The organism is Hirschia sp. (assembly GCF_058892565.1).
In genome coordinates, this window is the sequence record NZ_JBZXVU010000024.1 from 78,482 (window position 1) to 97,351 (window position 18,870).

An 18,870-nucleotide genomic window follows, 5' to 3' on the forward strand; every position below is an offset into this window, starting at 1 on the left:
GTTCCTTAAAACCAGGTCCGCACGCCAGCGACAAAGACGGTCCTGTCCGCATCGCCGCCAGAAGCTTCAATAAAGTCTTTGGTGTCGCCAAAACTGCCCTGCCATTCGACACCGATGTAAGGCGCAAATTGCCGTTTGATTTCATAGCGAAGACGCAACCCGGCATCGATATTGTTGAGGCCTGCACCGATTTGACGATCCGGGATGTCCTGCGCTGAGACATTGACCTCGATACGCGGCTGCAGGATCAATCGCTGAGTCAGAAGCAACTCATATTCAAGTTCAGCGCGCGCGGTGACGTCGCCTTCGGTGCTCAGATATGCGGACATGTCGACTTCGAAGAAATAAGGTGCGAGGCCTTGAATGCCGATCACGGCATGATCGAGACTGTCTGGTTTGAAATCATGTCGAACACCAGCTTGCAGGTTCCAGTAGGGCGCGACGGCGCGCGAATAGAGCGCTTGAATTTCGGCGTCCTCGACATCGCCATTGTTTAAGGAAGACCGCCCTTCGGTTTTGAACCAGATCTTGTTGATGTCGCCGCCATACCAAGCTTGCCCATTCCAATACAATTCGTCCACGCCATTGGCAGACTGGGCTTCGAATTGGTTGAACAACACGTAGGATGTTCTTTGACTGCCGCCCTCTTTCAGGACTTCCTCACGGGACTTGGCCATCTCTTCGGGATCATAGTATTGGTTGGCTTGAGACCAGAGAGGGGCATCGGCGGAGGCTGGTGATTGCGGCGTTTCCTCATCCGGCTGCTGAGCAAGCGCGCCGAACGGCAAGATCATGCCAAAGGCAGCAATGAGTAGTGTGTGCGTGATCGGTTTCATTTCATCTCTCCCATGCCAGGCATCTTCGAGTGATCCATAGATTTGTGATCCATGTTGTTCATATCCATGTCTTTCATTTCCATCGCTTTTGGGGCGTTCGGATTGGCATAAGGCAGGACCGAGACGACCTGCATCATGCCGGCATGCATGTGGTAGAGGAGGTGGCAATGAAAGGCCCAGTCGCCGACATGTTCTGCCGAAATGTCGACCGAGAGTTTTTCTCCCGGTTTGACCAGAATGGTGTGCTTTCGCGGTTTGTGATCATCGCCGCCATTGACCACGTCGAAGAACATGCCGTGCAAATGTATGGGGTGCGGCATCATTGTGTCGTTGATCATGGTCAGGCGAAGTCGCTCACCCTTGTAGAACTTGATGGGTTCCTTGATGTGCGCGAATTGAACGCCGTCGAAGGACCACATATAGCGCTCCATATTGCTGGTCAGGTGGAGTTCGATCTCGCGTTCGGGGGCTCTCAGATCTGGGTTGCGTTCAAGGCTGCGAAGTTGGGAATAGCGCAGGACCCGGTGGTCCAAGCCTTCCAGGCCTTGACCCGGCTCATCGAGACGGCTCACGGGTGCCATGGCGATGCCGACAACCCCCGGACCGCGCGTCACGCCGGGAGCGGCTGCATCCATACCGGACATGCCGCTCATTGGGCTGGCTTGCTTATCATCCATTCCCGGCATGGCGCTTTGATCCATGCCCTCCATCCCGGGCATAGAGGAATGGTCCATCCCTTCCATGGACGAATGATCCATACCCTCCATGCCTGACATATTGGAATGATCCATGCCCGTCATCTCTTGGGAACTGTCCGTTGACATTCCCGCCATGCTGCCATGATCCATTCCGCCCATACCCATATCTTTCATGGTCAGCGGGACAGGCGCGCGAAGCTCTGGGGCTTCAGCCCGCATGCCGGGACGCGGGGCGAGTGTTGCAATAACCTGACCTGACCGGCCGATGGATTCGGCGGTGATCGCAAAGGCCCGGTTTTCCTCTGGCGAAACGATCACGTCATAGGTTTCGGCGACGCCAATCTGGAACTCGTCAGTCTCAACAGGTTGAACGTTGAGCCCGTCGGCGGCGACAACCGTCATCGGCAAACCGGGGATACGGAAGTTGAAGATTGTCATCGCTGACGCGTTGATGATTCTGAGACGGACACGTTCGCCAGGGGCAAAGACGGCATCCCAATTGTCGCGCGTTGAATGACCATTGATCAGATAGGTGTATGTCGCGCCGCCTATATCTTCCCAATCTGTCTGGGACATACGCATCTGGTTCCACATCTTGCGGTCCTGAAGGGTTTGGCCAAGACCTTTGTCAGAGACATCATCGATAAAATCCCCGGCGGTGCGTTTCTGAAAGTTGAATGTGTCGCTTGAGCTTTTCAATTTCTTGAACAGGCTGTGCGGACTTTCAAAACTCCAGTCGGACAGCACGAGGACATATTCGCGGTCATAACTCACCGGATCGGAGGCCTTTGGATCGATAATCAAGGGGCCATAATGACCCAGCTGTTCCTGCAATCCTGAATGCGAGTGATACCAATACGTGCCGGCGTGATTGAGCGTCCATTTGTACGTGAAAGTTTCTTTCGGCTTGATCCCCGGAAACGCGATGCCCGGTACGCCGTCCATGTAGAATGGCACGAGCAGCCCATGCCAATGGATCGACGAGTCTTCCTCAAGTTCATTGGTCACATTGATCGTAATGTCATCACCTTCCCGAAACCGCACCAATGGGCCGGGCAAGGTGCCATTGATGCCGGTCGCCATTCCCGCACGGCCATTGATGTGCACAGGAAACTTCCCGATGGACAGATCGAAATCTGTTCCGGCGAGCGCTGCGATGCCGAGATTTCCATTGCGGGCGCTTTGCGCCCATGCAGGTAGCAAGCCGCCAAGGCTGGCCAATGCGCCGCCTCCAACTGCTAGCTGCAAGAGGTGTCGTCTGCTAAACTGAGTCATTATCTTCTCCTGTCGCTGTGCTACTGCGCCGCTTTGGGGTGCATCTTGGTAGGGGCCATTGCCGGTATGTCATCATGTTCGCCTGCAACAGATCCTGAAGTGCTGCTGCAAAGGCCAGGGATGACTTCAGTCGATTGCGTCAGGCAGAGTTCGGCGATGGGGTAGGGGCCTGTGTCGGTCTTGTGCAGCGTGAACTGAGCTCGGTCTCCGGGCTTCAGACTTGAGATATCCACGCCATCCATGACCGAGAAGGCCATTTTCATGGCGGGCCATTTGAGGGCAGCGACGGGCCCGTGGTTGAGGCCAACTTTACGGTTTGCTGCATCGATTGCCACAACTGTTCCTGTGGCCTCATACATGTGTTGAGCGCGGGTTGTATCAGTCATGTTTATATCGTGCCCCGCATGCGGCGATTGCTGTGCAATGGCGGGGGACGCCAACACGGTTAAAGCGAGGACACTGGAGAAAAGAGTGGTTTTGAAACAGGTCATTGTACGGATTCCATGTGAGAAGGTGTGAGTGACGGTCCTGCGGATGCGCCGCGAGGAACTGTGAGAAAACTGGAGAATTAGGAAGGTGCCCAAAGCATTGGAAGGTGGGCCGCAGTACGACCTCAAGCGTTGCACTGGGCTGCAAAACGGCTAGCCGTGCATCGAACTCAAGTCAGAGATATGTCGTGTCTGGAAATAGGCGAACCTGCATGCGTTCGCCATCGCAAGTCGATCAGCGGAGCGGGTGGCCTGCGAAGTTGCACGGGGCGCGGTGTGGGAGTACGCGCTTTGACAATCGCAACTTTCGCTTCCAGATGCGGTGTGGCCTCAACTTTGTCAGTTTGAGAGATTGCATACATGTCAGCGCTATCGCAGTGCTGACATCCATTGCAGTGCTGATCATCATCAGAATTATGATCAGCGCTGGTGCCTGGGTGATGATCCACAGATTGCGCGATTTGTATGTTTGAGTCGCTGTCAGGTGCGCAGGTGCAGAGCACCTGCGCGATCCCAAAGATCAGAACCATCAAAGACAATAAAATCGTGCGCATAGTCAATACCCTATACCCCCTATAGGTTTTTTTCAATCGGAGAATTTAAATTATCTTTGTCGTATGTGAAGAAGTAGGACATCGCCCCGTTCATTGTAGTAGAGTGATGTCTCATATCAGCAGCAGCGATCAGTTGGGCGTGTGGCGGATATTGTTTTTCCAGATTCAGATCGCCAAGAATAATCCAAGTAGCACATCTGCCGACAGGCAAAACGATGCCCCACCAATCAGGTGCTGGATACAGCCTGCGCGACGTCGAAAACTCATGGAGAATTAGATCTATAGCGACGATTCAGACTGATCGCATATATCCGCCGATAGCGAATAGAATAAACACACATACGACAACCGAATTGAAAGCGATCTCCCACACCCCTCCATGCTCGAACGCTAAGACCAAGTAGAATAATACAATTGCTATCAGTGTGACGAGATAGACCCCCGATCTCTATGCAACCCAACGATTGCGGACACAAACAATAGTCCGGTGATCAGTATGATGCCCAATTCAGAATTCTAGACGGCACAAGCCAACCATCACAGCAGCCACACGCTCCGAGAACTGAACAGCCCATAACTTATCCCGCGATTGAGTCCTAATGGCAAGTCAAAGAATGGCAGCACGTCGATTAAGCTGATGGCCTGCATACGGGCAGAGCACATGACCGCTTTCGTCACTAAGTCCGCGTTGAGTACTAGACCAGCAACTGACAACCCGAGCATGCGTACAAATCTGCTCATTCTGACGTCCTGCTTCTCTCAAGAGGATTTTCTGCGTTCGTTTTTGCAATGCGCAGATCGCGGACAACGTCATGAAGAATGATCCAGGCGGAATGTAAAAAGAGGGTGGCAAAAATAGCGGCCACAATAAGGTCGGGCCAGCGAGTAGAAGTCAGCGCGACCAAACCAGCAGCGATAATTACAGCCACATTTCCGATGGCATCGTTGCGCGAGAATAACCAGACGGCGCGCATATTAGTGTCTTAGCGTCGCAGTTGCGGTAGGGCAGCAGTGGTACGACGGCGATCAGATTCAGAAGTAGAGCCACCAAAGCGAACACTCCCATTATCCTGATCCTGCACTTACTGGCGTATCGGTCATTGCTTTTAGGACCGTCGATATGAGCACCCACAGTCCGAGGCCGCCGAGAAACAGCCCTTGTAGTGAGGCGGAGCGTGCCCGTCAAACCAAGGACCAGCTAATCGCAAGTATGGCAAAAAAAAGGTGATAGAATCGTCGCCAAGGAAATAGAGAGCATCTGCCTTTAGCGCTTGCGAATTGTCTAAAAAGCCACCGATCAACTCGATGATGCTGTATCCGACATTTAAGCCTACAACGGTTCAGAGCGCGCGGCGATACTCTGGAGATTGCCCAACCAGCCCCTCATTAGTTTCACAGCCACAGTTATCTGACATTTGGTGTCTCCAGTGCTTACATGATACTGAAATAACGCTCGGCTTTGCTTTTGTAGTTTCGGTAATTATCGCCGAAGAAGCGCTCCCTATGAGGCTCTTCAACAAGCGTGATACCCGCATAAATCATGGCGGCAAAGGCGACGACAAAGATAAGCTCGATCAATGATCCCAACCCAATAGGAACATTAACGTATACTCAAAATACCGCGGGTTACGTGGGCACCGGTGAATTTCAGCCGTAATCAGCACGTCTTTCTTTAGTCCGTAGACACGCATTTGATCGCTATAAGCTTTGCGGCCCAGAGATATGACGACCGTGCCCCCAAGAGTAGCGCTGCTCCTACGGCTAATGATTCTAAGTTTGGCGCTTAGAGCGATCCCTGGTCGAGGCAGGATTCAGCGAACGTCAACGCGGCATGTCCATGCATCGCGACGTCAGGCCGGAGGGCTAGACCCACAGATAGTTTGCCGGTTTTTCGAATGCTGCTGTTGGCTATAATACCGAAAGGTACGCTAAATAAGGCGTTGATGATCATTAAAAGGCCTATTAAGGCCAAGTAGACTGAATAATGCGGGTACTCGTGTCTCATTGTTTTATTTTTAATTCACTTAGCTTAACCTCTACAGCGACTGTAGACGCAAGAGGTGTTTGGAGGCGACAATGAAACAGATGACAATTGGTTGTTTATCGAAGGTAGCGGGTGTGAAAGTCACGACCATTCGCTATTATGAATCGATCGATCTGATGAGAGACCCTGAGCGCAGTCCAGGCGGTCAGCGACTCTATGGCGACGCGGCATTGCGCCGCCTGTTCTTTATCCGTCATGCCCGTGATTTGGGCTTCCCTATCGACTCCATACGTGAGCTCATTGATTTGCAAGACGAGCCCAGCGAGGATTGCGCCCATGTTGATGTTATTGCTCGCCGGCAATTGGCGGATGTGCGTCAGAAACTGTCCCAGCTTGAAACACTGGAAGCCGAATTAAAACGCATGTTGTCGGCCTGCGCGGGCGGCAGCATTGCCACATGCAAAGTCCTCGAAAGTTTAGGGGATCATAGGCATTGTCTTGACCCACATGACGGAACAGCGCTCTCGCCAAAAATCGGCGGGCAGCTCTGATAGAAGATAATTTAAAAATGGGCTTGATCCTACAGCCGCTGTAGGTGCTATAACAGGATCATGAAGACAGATGGCACTAAATAAATGAATATATTTAATGATTTTGATAATGAAATAGGATAGTCTTTGAAGGAATGAAAACTGTATCCGTCATATGCACCGCCAGATTTTGGCTTGCGCTGATGCTCAGCGTTACCCTTGGTATGGGCGCAACGGCAGCAGTTAATCATGCTATGGATGCCGAAGAAATTGCCTGTGTTACCACAGACGCGGAAGCACATCATGACGCCAAACTCCGTGATGCAGAAAATGATTATACTGGGCAACGACCGGCCCACAAGCATCATATCCATAGCTGCGGGCCATGCCATCTCCATATGGTAGGGATGAACATTTCGGCCTTCTTCTTCGCTTCTTGTGCGACATTAGAGCTTCGTCCTGGTGCAGACCAGCACGTTCCGCGTGCAGGTCCTATCGGCCTCTACCGTCCTCCGCGTGCCTAACCTGATTCTTTGAACCTGCGTCTTTGCGCGTGGGATTAATGTCTATTCAGGTTATCACAAGGAAGAACTCCCCATGCCAAAATTAAAACAGGGCGCACTTTGCGTCCTGATCGCAGCAGTCGTTCCAGGCGCAGCGATCGCGGCTCCGTGCAACGGGCCAATGGGCGGCCAGCCCCCAATTGTGGCGGACGCCCCGCTAACACTCGACATGGCGCTGGCGCAAATACGCTATGCGTCCCCGGATGTTCGCCGAGCCGCACTGGAAACGCGCGCCAGCGCCGCCGAAGCCGATCAGGCCGGGCGCCGTCTTAATCCGTCAATCGGATTGGAAATTGAGAATTTTTCCGGCTCCGGACCGCTCAGCGGCTTTGACCAGAGCGAAACCACGCTCGCAATTGCGCAGACCTTCCAGCTAGGCGGTAAAAGAGCCAAGCGCGAGCAGGCTGCGCGGGCGCGGGCAGCGCTCGCCGACGCGGAATGCCGCGTCATATTGAGAGAAACCGAACTTGAAGCGGCGCTACTCTATCATGACCTGATTGCCGCGACAGAACTCGCAGCGCTGGCCCGGGAGTCTGCGGATCTCGCCGTGTCTTTGGCCGAAACCGTTGCGAAACGTGTTGAAGCCGGCGCGGCAGCCCCGCCGGAGCGCTCACGCGCCGAGGCCGATGCGGCGGCACTCAAAGCCGCCGCACTTGCCGCAGACGCTGAAATTGATCAGCGGCGGTATGAACTCGCCGCGCTTTGGGGAAGCTCAACGCCGGTCTTTGCGCCCCCGCGCGCCATATTGTCTGATGAAAGTGAAATACTCTCAAAGACGAGCGGGCTTGATGAGCACCCGGCGCTCGCCGCGGCTAAAGCTGGCGCAACAGCCCGCGACGCCGAGCAGGACGCCGCCCGCGCAGCCGGTGTTCCCGATGTCACGGTCAGTGCAGGCGTTCGCCAATTTGAAGAGACTGGCGACAATGCGCTCCTGGTGGGGGTCACCGTGCCGATTCCGCTTTTTGACCGTAACCGCGACGCCGCTCGCGCAGCGGGTCTGCGCGCCGATGCCGAACGCATCAGTGCCGTCGCCGTTGAAGCCAGATTACGGTCGCAGCAACAGGCTGCCGCCGCGCGGGTTCGCACTTCAAAGGCCCGGCTGATTTTAATCGAAAAAGAGGCGCTTCCCGCGGCCCGTTCCGCCTACGACGCATCTGTTGAAGGCTATGCGGCAGGCCGATTTGACCTCACATCAACGCTCGATACCCGTAAGGGGCTGATCGAGGCAGGCGTCGGCGTAATTGACGCGCGGCGTACCCTCAATGCGGACCTCATGCGTCTCAAAAGCCTGATTGGTGCCGCCCCGTTTAATGGAGACTTCCAATGAAACAGACACTTATTTTGCCAACGACCATGATGGTTCTGGCTGTGATTTTGGCGGGATGTGGCAACGCAAACCCGAATACCAATCGAGTCGCAAACGAACCGTCTGCCGCGACCGCTGATCACGATGATCATGGCGAAGAAAAAGCAGATCATGATGACCATGGCGAGACCGATCAAGATGATGATCATGACGATCATGCGGAAAGTGACGGCAAGCCTGACGGCCATAATGACCATGATGAATCCGAAGGGGACGTAGTGAAACTAACCCCTGACGCGGCCACCGAGGCCGGTATTGAAACGGCAACTGTTGCAGAGGGGGCGATTGCGCAATCTCTCAGCCTTCCGGCCGAAATCCGCTTTGACGCTGATCGCGTCGCCAACGTCTCGCCCAAGGTCAGCGGCGTAATTGGCAAACTCTATGCGAGCGAGGGGGATCACGTGGCCCGCGGCGATACGCTGGCGCTGATCAAGAGCCGTGAACTCGCCGGTCTGAAAGCCGCTTGGCTCACCGCTGAAACGCGCAAAGCCCTCGCCAGTCAGGCGCTGGCCCGCGAAGAAAAGCTGTTTGCGGACAAAATTACTTCGGAAGCCGATTTGCAAGCCGCGCGGGCGGAATTTGAAGCCGCCAAAGCCGATAGTGACGCGGCTGAAAATGAGCTCCACGCTGCAGGTGTCAGTCATGCCGCACTGGAGCGCATATCCACTGCGGCTGATGGCGATAATGCCAATGCCTACCTGTCCGCGCCGATAGCCGGAACAGTGGTGCGCCGGACGGTCACGCTTGGCGAAACAGTCTCAGCCGGGGATGCCGGCGCTGATCCGCTTTTCACCCTTGTCGATGACAGTGTCGTCTGGGCGGATATTGCCGTTTACAAACAGGACATCGCCCGCATTCGCGTCGGTGCTCCTGTCGCGCTGAAAACCGACAGCGGTGAAATCCTGGCTCAGTCCGCAATTGCCTTTGTGCTGCCGGTCATCAGCGAAACGTCACGCACCGCGACGGCCCGCGTGATCGTTGACAATCCGGACGGCACATTACGACCTGGCCAGTATGTCACGGCCGATCTCAGCGTTGGCACGTCTGAGCAGGTTTTGCGCGTACCGGAGGCAGCCATTCAATTGGTTGAAGACAGACCTTCCGTGTTTGTCCCTGTCGAGGGCGGCTATGCCCCGCGCTCAGTGATGACAGGCACCAAATCTGGCGGCTTTGTGGAAATCCGCTCTGGCCTGATGGCGGGTGAGACCATCGTCACAGACGGTGCCTTCACCCTCAAAGCTCAACTTGAAAAAGACGCCTTTGGCGATGGCCACGGCCACTAGGACTGATTGACATGATGAATCTTATGCACCGTATCGCCGGAGGGCGGCTGCTTGCCGCCATCGCGGCGCTCGCCATGACGCTTGGCGGATTATTCGCGTTCAAAGCGCTACCCGTTGATGCCTTTCCCGATGTGACACCTTCACTCGTTCAGGTCTTCACAGAAACCGAAGGCCTCGCGCCTGAAGAAGTCGAACGCTACGTGACCTATCCCATTGAGACCGCCATGTCCGGCTTGCCGAAGCTAGACCATATGCGCTCGGTCTCAAACTTTGGACTGTCCGTCGTTAACATCTATTTTGAGGACGGCACGGATGTGTATTTTGCGCGCCAGGTTGTTGGTGAACGCCTCGCCGAAGCGCGCGGCAATATCCCCGATGGCTTTGGTGACCCGCAAATGGGGCCTATTTCAACAGGTCTAGGGATTATTCTCTATTTCCGTCTTGAAGATGAGACCGGCGCGCGCGATCTTGTAGAAATGCGCGAAATCCAGGACTGGATCATCAAATACCAGCTTCAGACTGTGCCCGGCGTCACCGAAGTGCTGTCACTTGGCGGTTATGAAAAGCAGTATCAGGTCAGGCTCGATCCGGACGCGCTATTGGCTTACGACATCCAGATTGGTGATGTGATGACCGCCCTTGAGCGCGGCAACAAGACCGAAGGCGCACAATTTCTCGAAATCGGGGCCGAGCAATATACTGTGCGCGGCGTGGGACTGGCGCGATCGGTTGAAGATCTTGCGGAAATTGTTGTCAACGTGGACGATGGCCGCCCAGTGCGGGTACGCGACCTCGGTGAAATCATAGTCGGCGGCGGAGTACGCCAGGGCCTGGCCACCGCCAATGGCGAAGGTGAAGTGGTCGCGGGGCTGGTGCTCAAACTCTATGGTGCCAATACGTCCGATGTGATTGCGCGCGTTCAGACACGCTTTGAGGAAATCAACAAAAACCTGCCGGAGGGAGTCAACGCCGTGCCCTATTATGATCAGGGAACACTGGTCAACAAAGCTGCCGCCACGGTAACAACGGCGTTGTGGCAAGGCGCGCTACTCGTAGCACTGGTCGTTTTCGTCTTTCTGGGCGGCTGGCGTCCAAGCCTGGTTGTTGTCCTCTCTATTCCATTTTCCGTGGGCTTTGCTTTCATCGCGATGCAATGGCTCGGCATCAGTGCCAACCTCATGTCGCTGGGCGGCGTGGCCATTGCCATTGGCTTGATGGTGGATGGGGCTATCGTCATCGCAGAAAATGTCGACCGGGGATTCCTGGAAAGCGATCCGTCTGTCGATCAGAGGGATGTTGTGGCGCGCTCAGCTGCGGAAGTCATAGCGCCGCTAATTGCGGCCGTTGCGGTGGTGATCGTCGTCTTTCTGCCGCTTTTCTCGTTGCAAGGCGTGGAAGGTAAAACCTTCCGGCCTCTGGCAGCCTCCGCGGCGCTCGCCATGACGGGGTCATTGTTCTACGCCGCGCTGATTGCGCCATCGCTCGCAAATGGGGTCATGCGCCGGAGCAAAAAGCCGCGTGAGGACCGTCCGGGATGGATTGCCCGCACGGTCAGCCAAGCCGCCGGATTCTTCGTTCGCCAGCGTTTGGCGGCGATTGCTCTGGCCGCCATCCTCCTGGTAGCGGGCGGACTGGCCGGTTCGCGCCTCGGGTCTGAATTTACCCCTTCGCTTGAAGAAGGTGATGTTCTACTCCGCGTGACCATGGCACCATCTATCTCTTTGACAGAAGCGGCGGAAACGACCACCCGCGTTGAGAAAAGGCTTCTGACGGCCTTTCCGGAAATCAAGTCTATCGTGACCCGAATCGGTCGCGGTGAGGTCGGGGCCCACGCCGACCCGACCAATAGTGCGGAAGCTTTTGTTGAACTCAATCCGAGGTCGGAGTGGCGCAAAGGCCTGTCGCCGGAGGACTTGCGCACAGCGATATCGGAAAATCTGGAAGGGGTGCCCGGTATTGTCGTCAATATTGGACAACCTATCGCGATGTCTGTTGATGAACTTTTGACCGGGACACGCGCAGAACTTGCCGTGAAGATTTTCGGGCCGGACAGTGATGTCCTGTTGAAAAAGTCACAAGAGCTACAGGCCATCTTGCAACAGGTAGATGGGGCAGCTGAAGTTCAGGCTGACCAGATTACAGGGGCACCACAACTCGTGGTGCGTGTCGATCGGGCGGCCCTCGGACGGTATGGTCTCGATGTTGAGGACGCGCTTGATGCCTTGCGGGCCTCGGTCGGCGGAGCAGAAGCCGGTGCTCTGTTTGAAGGCGTTCGGCAATTCCCGATCGTCGTGCGGTTTCATGAAGAGAGCCGCGATACAGCCGAAGCCATCCGCCGCTTGGTGCTGGAATCGTCAAACGGCGCGCGTGTGACGCTGGAAAGCGTGGCCACTATCGAGACCGTTATCGGACCACGTCAGATCACGCGTGAGGATGGCGAGCGGTTTATCACCGTGCAATCCAATGTGCGGGGCCGAGACATCGGGTCTTTTGTAATGGAGGCGCAAGATCTGACCGACGCCAATCTTGACCTGCCTGCAGGCTACCGCGTTGTCTGGGGCGGTCAGTTTGAATTGCAGCAACAGGCCAATGCTCGGTTCGCAGTTGTAATACCGATCACGCTCGGCATTGTATTGCTGATCCTGCTACTGACATTCGGACGGCTTAAATCGGCAATTCTCATACTGCTGAACATCCCCCTTGCGTTAACCGGAGGCGCGCTCGCACTCTGGATTACAGGACTGCCTGTCTCGGTTCCCGCGACGGTTGGTTTCATCGCGTTATTTGGTATCGCACTTGGCAACGGCATGGTTCTGGTGAGCTTCATGGACGATTTCGCCCGCGCCGGGCGAGACCGGGATGCGCTCGCAATCGATGCGGCTGGGATGCGCGCCAGACCCGTTCTGATGACGGCGATGACAACTGCTTTGGGACTTGCGCCCTTGCTGTTTGCGACTGGCGTCGGCGCGGAAGTGCAGCGGCCCCTGGCGACTGTCGTCACAGGCGGGCTTGTCTCTTCAACCCTGCTGACGCTGCTCGTTATGCCGGCTCTGCATCGTTGGTTCTCACCGAAACCAGACTCGCATCATTCGCTGCTGGAAACACCGCACAGCCCCGAAACCGTTCCGGCGAAATAAATCACTCCGCCTTGGCGGTGCAGTCCGCCAAGGCGTCACTTTTTTGGAGACGCTTATGTCACGCTCGAAACACTTAGATCATGATCACGACACTGACGGTCATGACCATGGCGATGTCATTAGCCACTTATTGGGGCCGCGCGCGGAAATCATCTTTGCCGGGCTGGCTGGACTTTGCCTGCTGGCAGGCTGGCTCGGCCCCAAACTTGGGTTTCTACCGGACCCCATCGGATTTGGCTTCCTGCTCGCGGCTTACTTTTTCGGTGGTTATTTCGCGCTGCGTGAGGCCACGGGTAAAATACTGAAAGGCCAGTTTCAGATCGACTTTCTGATGCTGGTGGCTGCCACGGGCGCCGCAATTCTGGGGGAATGGGCGGAAGGCGCTTTTCTCCTCTTCCTGTTTGCCATTGGTCATGCCCTTGAAAACTATGCCATGGCCCGGGCGCGCAATGCGATTTCGGCTTTGGCGGATCTCACTCCAGATGAGGCGCTCGTCCGGCGGGGCCAGACGACAGAAACCATTGCGATCGACGAGCTCGTCATCGGTGATGTCGTTGTGGTGCGCTCCAATGAGCGCTTGCCAGCCGACGGATTTGTGGTCAGTGGACAAAGCGCGGTCAATCAGGCACCCATTACAGGCGAAAGCGCGCCCGTGGACAAAAGACCTGTGGCTGACCGCGAAAAGGCAGCTGGCAATCCTGACGCGCTAAAGGCCGAAAGCCGGGTCTTCGCGGGGGCAATCAACGGGTCCGGCAGTCTGGATGTTCAAGTGACCAAATTATCGGGCGAGACGACGCTAGCCCGTGTTGTCACCATGGTGAGCGAGGCCGAAACACGCCAGTCACCGACGCAGAGTTTTAGCAAAAAGTTCGAGCGTATATTTGTGCCATGCATCATTGTTCTGGCGGTTGTTACGTCGCTGACCTTCCTTGTTCTGGACGAGACGGCTTCCGAAAGCTTTTACCGAGCCATGGCTGTATTAGTGGCGGCTAGCCCCTGCGCTCTGGCCATTGCAACCCCAAGTGCCATACTCTCTGGCGTGGCCCGCGCCGCGCGCGGCGGCGTGTTGATTAAAGGCGGCGCGCCGCTTGAAGCGCTCGGGCGGCTCGACGCCATCGCCTTTGACAAAACCGGCACACTGACAGAGGGCGAGCCGCGCCTTGTGGATATTGTACCTTTCAGCGATGTTGATGCAGATACTCTACTTAGGATTAGCGCCGCTGTTGAAACGCTAAGTGATCATCCGCTGGCCGAGGCAGTGGTGCGCGATGCGAAGACCCGCCTCGGATCAATCCCCGACAGCGCAACCGATTTTACAAGCATTACCGGCCGCGGTCTGTCCGCTATGTATGATGGTCAGATTGTGCATATCGGCAAATCGGCTTTGTTTGATGAGGTGGACGGCAAGCCAGTGCCGGAAGACTTGGCAGAGCGCGTAAATTCGCTGTCTGCTAATGGCCGCACAACGATGATTGTGCGTCACGGGGAGCGTTATCTCGGCGTAATCGGTCTTATGGACACGCCGCGCGAGGTGGCGAAAAGCGTCATAGCGCGGCTGCGCGACATCGGCGTGACCCGTATGATGATGATTTCAGGCGACAACCAGAATGTGGCAGATGCTGTCGCGCGAGATGTTGGGCTTGACGAGGCCTTCGGCGATCTCTTGCCCGATGATAAAGTCACCAAGATCAAATCACTCAAGCAAGGTCGCGGCGTCGCTATGGTTGGGGACGGCGTCAATGATGCGCCTGCCATGGCTAATGCGAGTGTCGGTATCGCTATGGGAGCTGCGGGCTCAGACGTTGCCCTTGAGACTGCTGACATTGCTCTCATGGCTGATGATCTTGAGACGTTGCCATTTGCCGTCGGATTGAGCCGGGCAACCAGTCGCATTATCCGGCAAAACCTCTGGGTCAGCCTCGGCATCGTCGCGTTTCTGATCCCGGCCACACTGTTCGGTCTTGGGATTGGCCCAGCTGTGCTCATCCACGAAGGTTCAACGGTGCTGGTTGTCTCAAATGCCTTGCGCCTGCTTGGATACAGCGCAAAGGAAAGCATTCAAAATAAAGCCGTATGATCTCGACTGTAAACTCCTAACTTTGGAAAACGCTGATGATTAGGAGCATTAAAACTGTTCCAGTTTTTACTCAATCAGACATTGGAGTGTTAGTTGGTGGTGGTACTAGATAAAAGCTAACTGCTCTCAAATACGGGGAATTTAGTTTTTTCTAGCCTACAAAAAGTTGTCGCCATTCGCTCAATGTGACGTTGCGATTTCGTTTGAAATTTGGTCTTGAGTAGAGGTGTCTCTCTAGTTTGAAATGGTTGTGAATTTTCGCATTTGGACTGCATGCTTTTTCCGGATTTGAGAAGCGAATACTGGACCAAACCTGTTCCACCAAAACCTGACCGTTTCGAGTGTGATATCGATACCTCGTTCATGAAGAAGGTCTTCCACGTTTCTCAGCGAGAGTGAAAATCGGATGTACATCATCACAGCAAGTTTGATGACTTCGAGCATGTTTTTTTTATATTAGAGAATAGTGAGTTGAAGCTGAGAACGAAGGGGGCATCAGAGAAAATAACATTTCAACAATTTTAACTTTTTGTTAATCAGCTCTTGCCGAATCACTTCTAAATCGATAGCTAAAAAATGTTGCAGAAGCTGTGTTCGAGGTAACTCTGTAACACCGAGAATGACACAAAAACGATAGATAATGCCATTATGGCATAGCCCCAAAGCGAGGTTCTAAGTCAAGTTTTCCTTTTCCGGATAAAATTCCGAAGCAGATCTGAATGAGATCGAACGCGCTATAGTTTAGCGGGCCATCCCGAACAGAAAAGGAGAATGGGATGACTGCCTCAAATATTCTCAATGCGCAGAAGCGCGGACTAAAATTGCAAACAAAGGCTATAGACAGTGTTCTACTGCCTAATAGAACTTTACGCCAGCATTCGGCGTCAAAGCTAGCTAAACTGAAACGTTCGATAGAGCGCTTTGGACAATTTCCTATACTTATAGATACCGCTGGAAATGTGGTGGACGGGCTATTGACCCTTCAAGCGGTTCGAGAACTGGGTTTGGAAACGGTGCAAGTACTTTGTGCCAGCGGTTACACCTCTTCTGAACTGAAAGCATTACGCATTGCTCTAAACAAGCACGCTGAGAATGGGAAATGGGATGAAGACTTACTGCGTGAGGAACTTTCTCAATTACTGGAGCTCGAATTTGAGGTAGATGAATTAGGCTTTGAAGTAGCTGAGGTCGACAATCTTTTTAAGATTGTAGATGAAGAAGATGTTGAAGAAGGACCATTACTTCCGATATCTCAATCATTCGTTCAAATCGGAGATGTTTTTCAATTTTCGAGCGGTCATCGGTTGATGTGTGGGAGTGCACTTAAATCTGAAGATATTGGCGTATTAATGGAGGGTGAAAAAGCAGATGTTGTGGTCACTGACCCTCCATTCAATGTACCCGTCACAGGCCATGTGACAGGGTTAGGAAAAATCAAACATCGTGAATTTGTTATGGCTTCAGGAGAAATGAGCGATAGCGAATTTGAGGTCTTTTTGTTTGATTTTCTTATTGCAACTAAATCTGCTTGCAGAGAGGGGAGTTTAATCTACGCCGCCATGGATTGGCGGGGGATAAGGCTTTTACTCAATGCGGGTGAGAAAGCCGAACTTGAACTGATTAATATTTGTGTTTGGGCAAAAACTAATGCGGGTATGGGAAGTTTTTATCGCTCTCAGCATGAGTTGTTTGCTGTGTTTCGCAAACCGGGTGCAACGCATCGCAACAATGTAGAATTAGGCAAGCATGGTCGCTACCGCACGAATGTCTGGAGCTATGAAGGAGCAAATAGTTTTAGTTCTACACGTGAGACTGATCTGTCCATGCATCCGACGGTTAAACCAACGCCTTTGATAGAAGATATTATTAAGGATTGCACCAAACGCAGAGACATTGTGCTTGATCCTTTTGGAGGATCTGGAACGACATTGATGGCGGCCCAAAAGGCTGGTCGGATTGCATATTTAATGGAATTAGATGCTGGATATGTTGAGACGATACTCAATAGGTACAGCCTAAAATATGATGAGAAGATTATTCATGTAGGGACGGGGCTGACTTTTTCTCAACTTAAAGAGCAGCGGTCAAACTTGGAAGCCTTGCCACAAGAGAAGAAGGCTAAAGTTAGACAGCGGACGAGAGTGACGTCACTTAAGGGAGATCAGTCATGAACAATCCCAAAGATCTAAAGATACATCGTTCTAATTCTTCAAAAACCAAAACTCACTATGATGTCGGCAAAGGCAAGCCGCCAAAGACACATCGCTTTAAGAAAGGAAAAAGCGGAAATCCGAGAGGGCGCCCTAAAGCAAAAAAGCCAGGAGAAACTTCTTTTGAAGACTTATTGAATGAGACAGTGACAATTAAAAAAGATGGCAAGAATCGGACACTGACAAAGAAGGAATTAATCTTGCTTCAAGTGGTCACAAAAGCAGCACAGGGCGACTATAGATCAACAGTATTGGTGTTAAACCACCAAAACAGATTGGCGAGCAGCCATTCAGATGAGGATAGATTCAATATTGATACTGATTTAGCTCAACAGATACTTGGTGAGTATGAAGCGGAATTGCGTCTTACCCAACCGCAAATGATTGAGGAAGGGGGAGATGAAGATGAGTAGTGAACAACAAAGACTAATCGCTTTAGCTCACCAACGTTTTGATTATTTTGTCAAAACAGTTTTTCGTTCATTGTATAGCGGAGTTGAATTTAAAGATGAGCCTTATATTCAACCCTTTTGTTATGGTCTGCAGAAATCAGGACTGACGAATGGTAGTCGTTTGCTTGTGAATATGCCGCCAAGGCATTTGAAGAGCTTTTGTGCTGCGGTTTGTCTACCTGCATGGTTGCTTGGCCGAGACCCTTCACTTCAGATTGGTGTTGTTACATATGGTCAGGAATTGTCCAATCAACACATGCTGCTGTTTCGCCGTGTATTGGACCTGCCTTTGTATCGACAGGTGTTTCCCCACGTTCGTTTAGCACGTGGGGGAGATAGGCAAGGAAGGGTATCTTTAGAAACGGGTGGCGGATACTTACCGGTCACTGTTCAAGGCAGCTTTACAGGAATGGGCGTAGATGTGCTCATTCTCGATGATTTGATGAAATCTCAGGATCAACATTCTCAAACCACTCGAGAGCGCGTTGCCGAGTTCTTCTCTGAAACAGCCATTACAAGGTTCAATGATCAAAATACCGGTCGTCTTATTGCCTGCATGCAGCGTCTTCACATTGATGACCTTGTGTATCAGCTTCGCGATAGAGGGCAATTCGAGGAATTGATACTGCCTTCCATAGCGCCGCGAGATATCCTATTTGAAAGCTATAATGATCGGAATTGGTTGTTCAAAGAGGGAGATTTACTTTCTCCTGCGCGGTTCCCACACGATGTGTTGAATGAACTAAAAGCGTCAATGGGTAATTCTGCCTATTCGGCTCAATTTCTTCAAGAACCTTTGCCTTCAGCATCCACGGTTATTGAGTTTGATCGATTGCATTTTATCGATGAAATACTACCACAGGAAAAAGTTAGAGCTGTGGTTCAGACAATAGATACGGCAGTAAAAGATCATGAAGATTGTGATTATTCAGTGATTGCCAGTTGGGGGCTAGATGATAACAACAATTGGCACTTGATAGACTTGGTTCGACAGAGGTTAGATTATCCAGCTCTAAAAAAAACAACGCTAAAACTCATCCGAAAATTTAAACCCGAACATACCTTTATCGAAGAATGTCATACTGGATTAGCTCTCTGCCGCGAACTAAGGCAAATGGAGCACTTCGGAGTCGTTGTTCAACCTCCAAAAGGCTCGAAAGTAGAGCGTGCTGCGACAGCTGCAGATACACTATATTCTGAACGAATTGTCTTTCCTAAAAATATAGATTGGTATCCCGCTTTTAGGTCAGAGATAATATCATTTCCGGATGGACGGCATGACGATATTGTTGATGCGATAACCATGTTTGCCAATTGGGTGCGGGGACGTGATCCCAAAGAATGGTATAGAAGGAGGGTATTGGGAGAAAGGCCTCGAGTTGTAAAACGGCGATCATCGGGTAGAAGGAGATGACAG

Annotated in this window: 15 protein-coding genes and 1 pseudogene; 9 read left to right on the top strand and 7 right to left on the bottom strand. The window is 52.9% G+C overall.

Features of this window, described 5'->3' with window-relative positions; genetic code table 11:
- Nucleotides 1-5: 5 nt before the first annotated feature.
- The 6 genes from AC5EF3_RS10035 to AC5EF3_RS10060 form a co-directional block, all read right to left on the bottom strand.
- Nucleotides 6-836, bottom strand: a complete 831-nt coding sequence (locus AC5EF3_RS10035) for a copper resistance protein B (RefSeq protein WP_493547944.1) — start codon at nucleotides 834-836, stop codon at nucleotides 6-8.
- Entirely contained in the window at nucleotides 833-2,809 is a 1,977-nt protein-coding gene (locus AC5EF3_RS10040) for a copper resistance system multicopper oxidase (RefSeq protein WP_493547945.1), read from the bottom strand. Before AC5EF3_RS10040 ends, AC5EF3_RS10035 begins: the two co-directional genes overlap by 4 nt.
- Before the next feature lie 20 nt (nucleotides 2,810-2,829).
- On the bottom strand, nucleotides 2,830-3,195 hold the full coding sequence (locus AC5EF3_RS10045) for a copper-binding protein (RefSeq protein ID WP_493547946.1): 366 nt from the start codon (nucleotides 3,193-3,195) through the stop codon (nucleotides 2,830-2,832).
- Nucleotides 3,196-3,467: 272 nt separating this feature from the next.
- Nucleotides 3,468-3,851: a hypothetical protein gene (locus AC5EF3_RS10050; RefSeq protein ID WP_493547947.1), complete on the bottom strand. Its 384-nt coding sequence runs from the start codon at nucleotides 3,849-3,851 to the stop codon at nucleotides 3,468-3,470.
- 737 nt (nucleotides 3,852-4,588) lie between these two features.
- Nucleotides 4,589-4,825, bottom strand: coding sequence for a cation efflux transmembrane domain-containing protein (locus AC5EF3_RS10055; protein ID WP_493547948.1), 237 nt, complete (start codon nucleotides 4,823-4,825; stop codon nucleotides 4,589-4,591).
- Nucleotides 4,826-5,282: 457 nt separating this feature from the next.
- Nucleotides 5,283-5,429, bottom strand: coding sequence for a hypothetical protein (locus AC5EF3_RS10060; protein WP_493547949.1), 147 nt, complete (start codon nucleotides 5,427-5,429; stop codon nucleotides 5,283-5,285).
- Between the two features lie 498 nt (nucleotides 5,430-5,927).
- On the opposite strand from AC5EF3_RS10060, the gene AC5EF3_RS10065 reads away from it, so the two are divergent.
- The 6 genes from AC5EF3_RS10065 (at nucleotide 5,928) to AC5EF3_RS10090 (ending at nucleotide 14,791) form a co-directional block, all read left to right on the top strand.
- Nucleotides 5,928-6,386 (top strand): MerR family transcriptional regulator, encoded by a 459-nt coding sequence (locus AC5EF3_RS10065; protein ID WP_493547950.1) that lies wholly within the window; start codon nucleotides 5,928-5,930, stop codon nucleotides 6,384-6,386.
- Nucleotides 6,387-6,568: 182 nt separating this feature from the next.
- Complete coding sequence (locus AC5EF3_RS10070; protein ID WP_493547951.1) at nucleotides 6,569-6,889, top strand: hypothetical protein; 321 nt, start codon at nucleotides 6,569-6,571, stop codon at nucleotides 6,887-6,889.
- Nucleotides 6,890-6,962: 73 nt separating this feature from the next.
- Nucleotides 6,963-8,255 (top strand): TolC family protein, encoded by a 1,293-nt coding sequence (locus AC5EF3_RS10075; protein ID WP_493547952.1) that lies wholly within the window; start codon nucleotides 6,963-6,965, stop codon nucleotides 8,253-8,255.
- Nucleotides 8,252-9,577 (top strand): efflux RND transporter periplasmic adaptor subunit, encoded by a 1,326-nt coding sequence (locus tag AC5EF3_RS10080; RefSeq protein ID WP_493547953.1) that lies wholly within the window; start codon nucleotides 8,252-8,254, stop codon nucleotides 9,575-9,577. The genes AC5EF3_RS10075 and AC5EF3_RS10080 overlap by 4 nt, the downstream gene beginning before the upstream one ends.
- Before the next feature lie 11 nt (nucleotides 9,578-9,588).
- Entirely contained in the window at nucleotides 9,589-12,714 is a 3,126-nt protein-coding gene (locus tag AC5EF3_RS10085) for an efflux RND transporter permease subunit (RefSeq protein WP_493547954.1), read from the top strand.
- A gap of 55 nt (nucleotides 12,715-12,769) precedes the next feature.
- A complete protein-coding gene (locus AC5EF3_RS10090) occupies nucleotides 12,770-14,791 on the top strand; it encodes a heavy metal translocating P-type ATPase (protein ID WP_493547955.1) in 2,022 nt (673 codons plus the stop codon).
- A 282-nt stretch (nucleotides 14,792-15,073) separates the two neighbouring features.
- On the opposite strand, the pseudogene AC5EF3_RS10095 reads toward AC5EF3_RS10090, so the two are convergent.
- Nucleotides 15,074-15,235, bottom strand: a pseudogene (locus AC5EF3_RS10095) (IS6 family transposase); the annotation flags it as partial.
- A gap of 332 nt (nucleotides 15,236-15,567) precedes the next feature.
- Here AC5EF3_RS10095 and AC5EF3_RS10100 point away from each other — a divergent pair.
- The 3 genes from AC5EF3_RS10100 to terL are packed head-to-tail and all read left to right on the top strand — an operon-like array spanning nucleotide 15,568 to nucleotide 18,867.
- Nucleotides 15,568-16,962, top strand: a complete 1,395-nt coding sequence (locus tag AC5EF3_RS10100; protein WP_493547956.1) for a DNA modification methylase — start codon at nucleotides 15,568-15,570, stop codon at nucleotides 16,960-16,962.
- A complete protein-coding gene (locus tag AC5EF3_RS10105) occupies nucleotides 16,959-17,414 on the top strand; it encodes a DUF5681 domain-containing protein (RefSeq protein WP_493547957.1) in 456 nt (151 codons plus the stop codon). Before AC5EF3_RS10100 ends, AC5EF3_RS10105 begins: the two co-directional genes overlap by 4 nt.
- Nucleotides 17,407-18,867, top strand: a complete 1,461-nt coding sequence (gene terL, locus AC5EF3_RS10110; protein WP_493547958.1) for a phage terminase large subunit — start codon at nucleotides 17,407-17,409, stop codon at nucleotides 18,865-18,867. The genes AC5EF3_RS10105 and terL overlap by 8 nt, the downstream gene beginning before the upstream one ends.
- The last annotated feature ends 3 nt before the right edge of the window (nucleotides 18,868-18,870 follow it).

Excerpts from the sequence above, each read along its gene's own strand:
- AC5EF3_RS10045 (WP_493547946.1), bottom strand. The coding sequence starts at position 3,195 with ATGACTGATACAACCCGCGCTCAACACATGTATGAGGCCACAGGAACA.
- AC5EF3_RS10090 (WP_493547955.1), top strand. The coding sequence starts at position 12,770 with ATGTCACGCTCGAAACACTTAGATCATGATCACGACACTGACGGTCAT.
- AC5EF3_RS10050 (WP_493547947.1), bottom strand. The coding sequence starts at position 3,851 with ATGCGCACGATTTTATTGTCTTTGATGGTTCTGATCTTTGGGATCGCG.
- AC5EF3_RS10070 (WP_493547951.1), top strand. The coding sequence starts at position 6,569 with ATGCTCAGCGTTACCCTTGGTATGGGCGCAACGGCAGCAGTTAATCAT.
- AC5EF3_RS10100 (WP_493547956.1), top strand. The coding sequence starts at position 15,568 with ATGACTGCCTCAAATATTCTCAATGCGCAGAAGCGCGGACTAAAATTG.
- AC5EF3_RS10075 (WP_493547952.1), top strand. The coding sequence starts at position 6,963 with ATGCCAAAATTAAAACAGGGCGCACTTTGCGTCCTGATCGCAGCAGTC.
- AC5EF3_RS10105 (WP_493547957.1), top strand. The coding sequence starts at position 16,959 with ATGAACAATCCCAAAGATCTAAAGATACATCGTTCTAATTCTTCAAAA.
- AC5EF3_RS10065 (WP_493547950.1), top strand. The coding sequence starts at position 5,928 with ATGAAACAGATGACAATTGGTTGTTTATCGAAGGTAGCGGGTGTGAAA.
- AC5EF3_RS10080 (WP_493547953.1), top strand. The coding sequence starts at position 8,252 with ATGAAACAGACACTTATTTTGCCAACGACCATGATGGTTCTGGCTGTG.
- AC5EF3_RS10085 (WP_493547954.1), top strand. The coding sequence starts at position 9,589 with ATGATGAATCTTATGCACCGTATCGCCGGAGGGCGGCTGCTTGCCGCC.
- AC5EF3_RS10055 (WP_493547948.1), bottom strand. The coding sequence starts at position 4,825 with ATGCGCGCCGTCTGGTTATTCTCGCGCAACGATGCCATCGGAAATGTG.
- AC5EF3_RS10040 (WP_493547945.1), bottom strand. The coding sequence starts at position 2,809 with ATGACTCAGTTTAGCAGACGACACCTCTTGCAGCTAGCAGTTGGAGGC.
- AC5EF3_RS10035 (WP_493547944.1), bottom strand. The coding sequence starts at position 836 with ATGAAACCGATCACGCACACACTACTCATTGCTGCCTTTGGCATGATC.
- terL (WP_493547958.1), top strand. The coding sequence starts at position 17,407 with ATGAGTAGTGAACAACAAAGACTAATCGCTTTAGCTCACCAACGTTTT.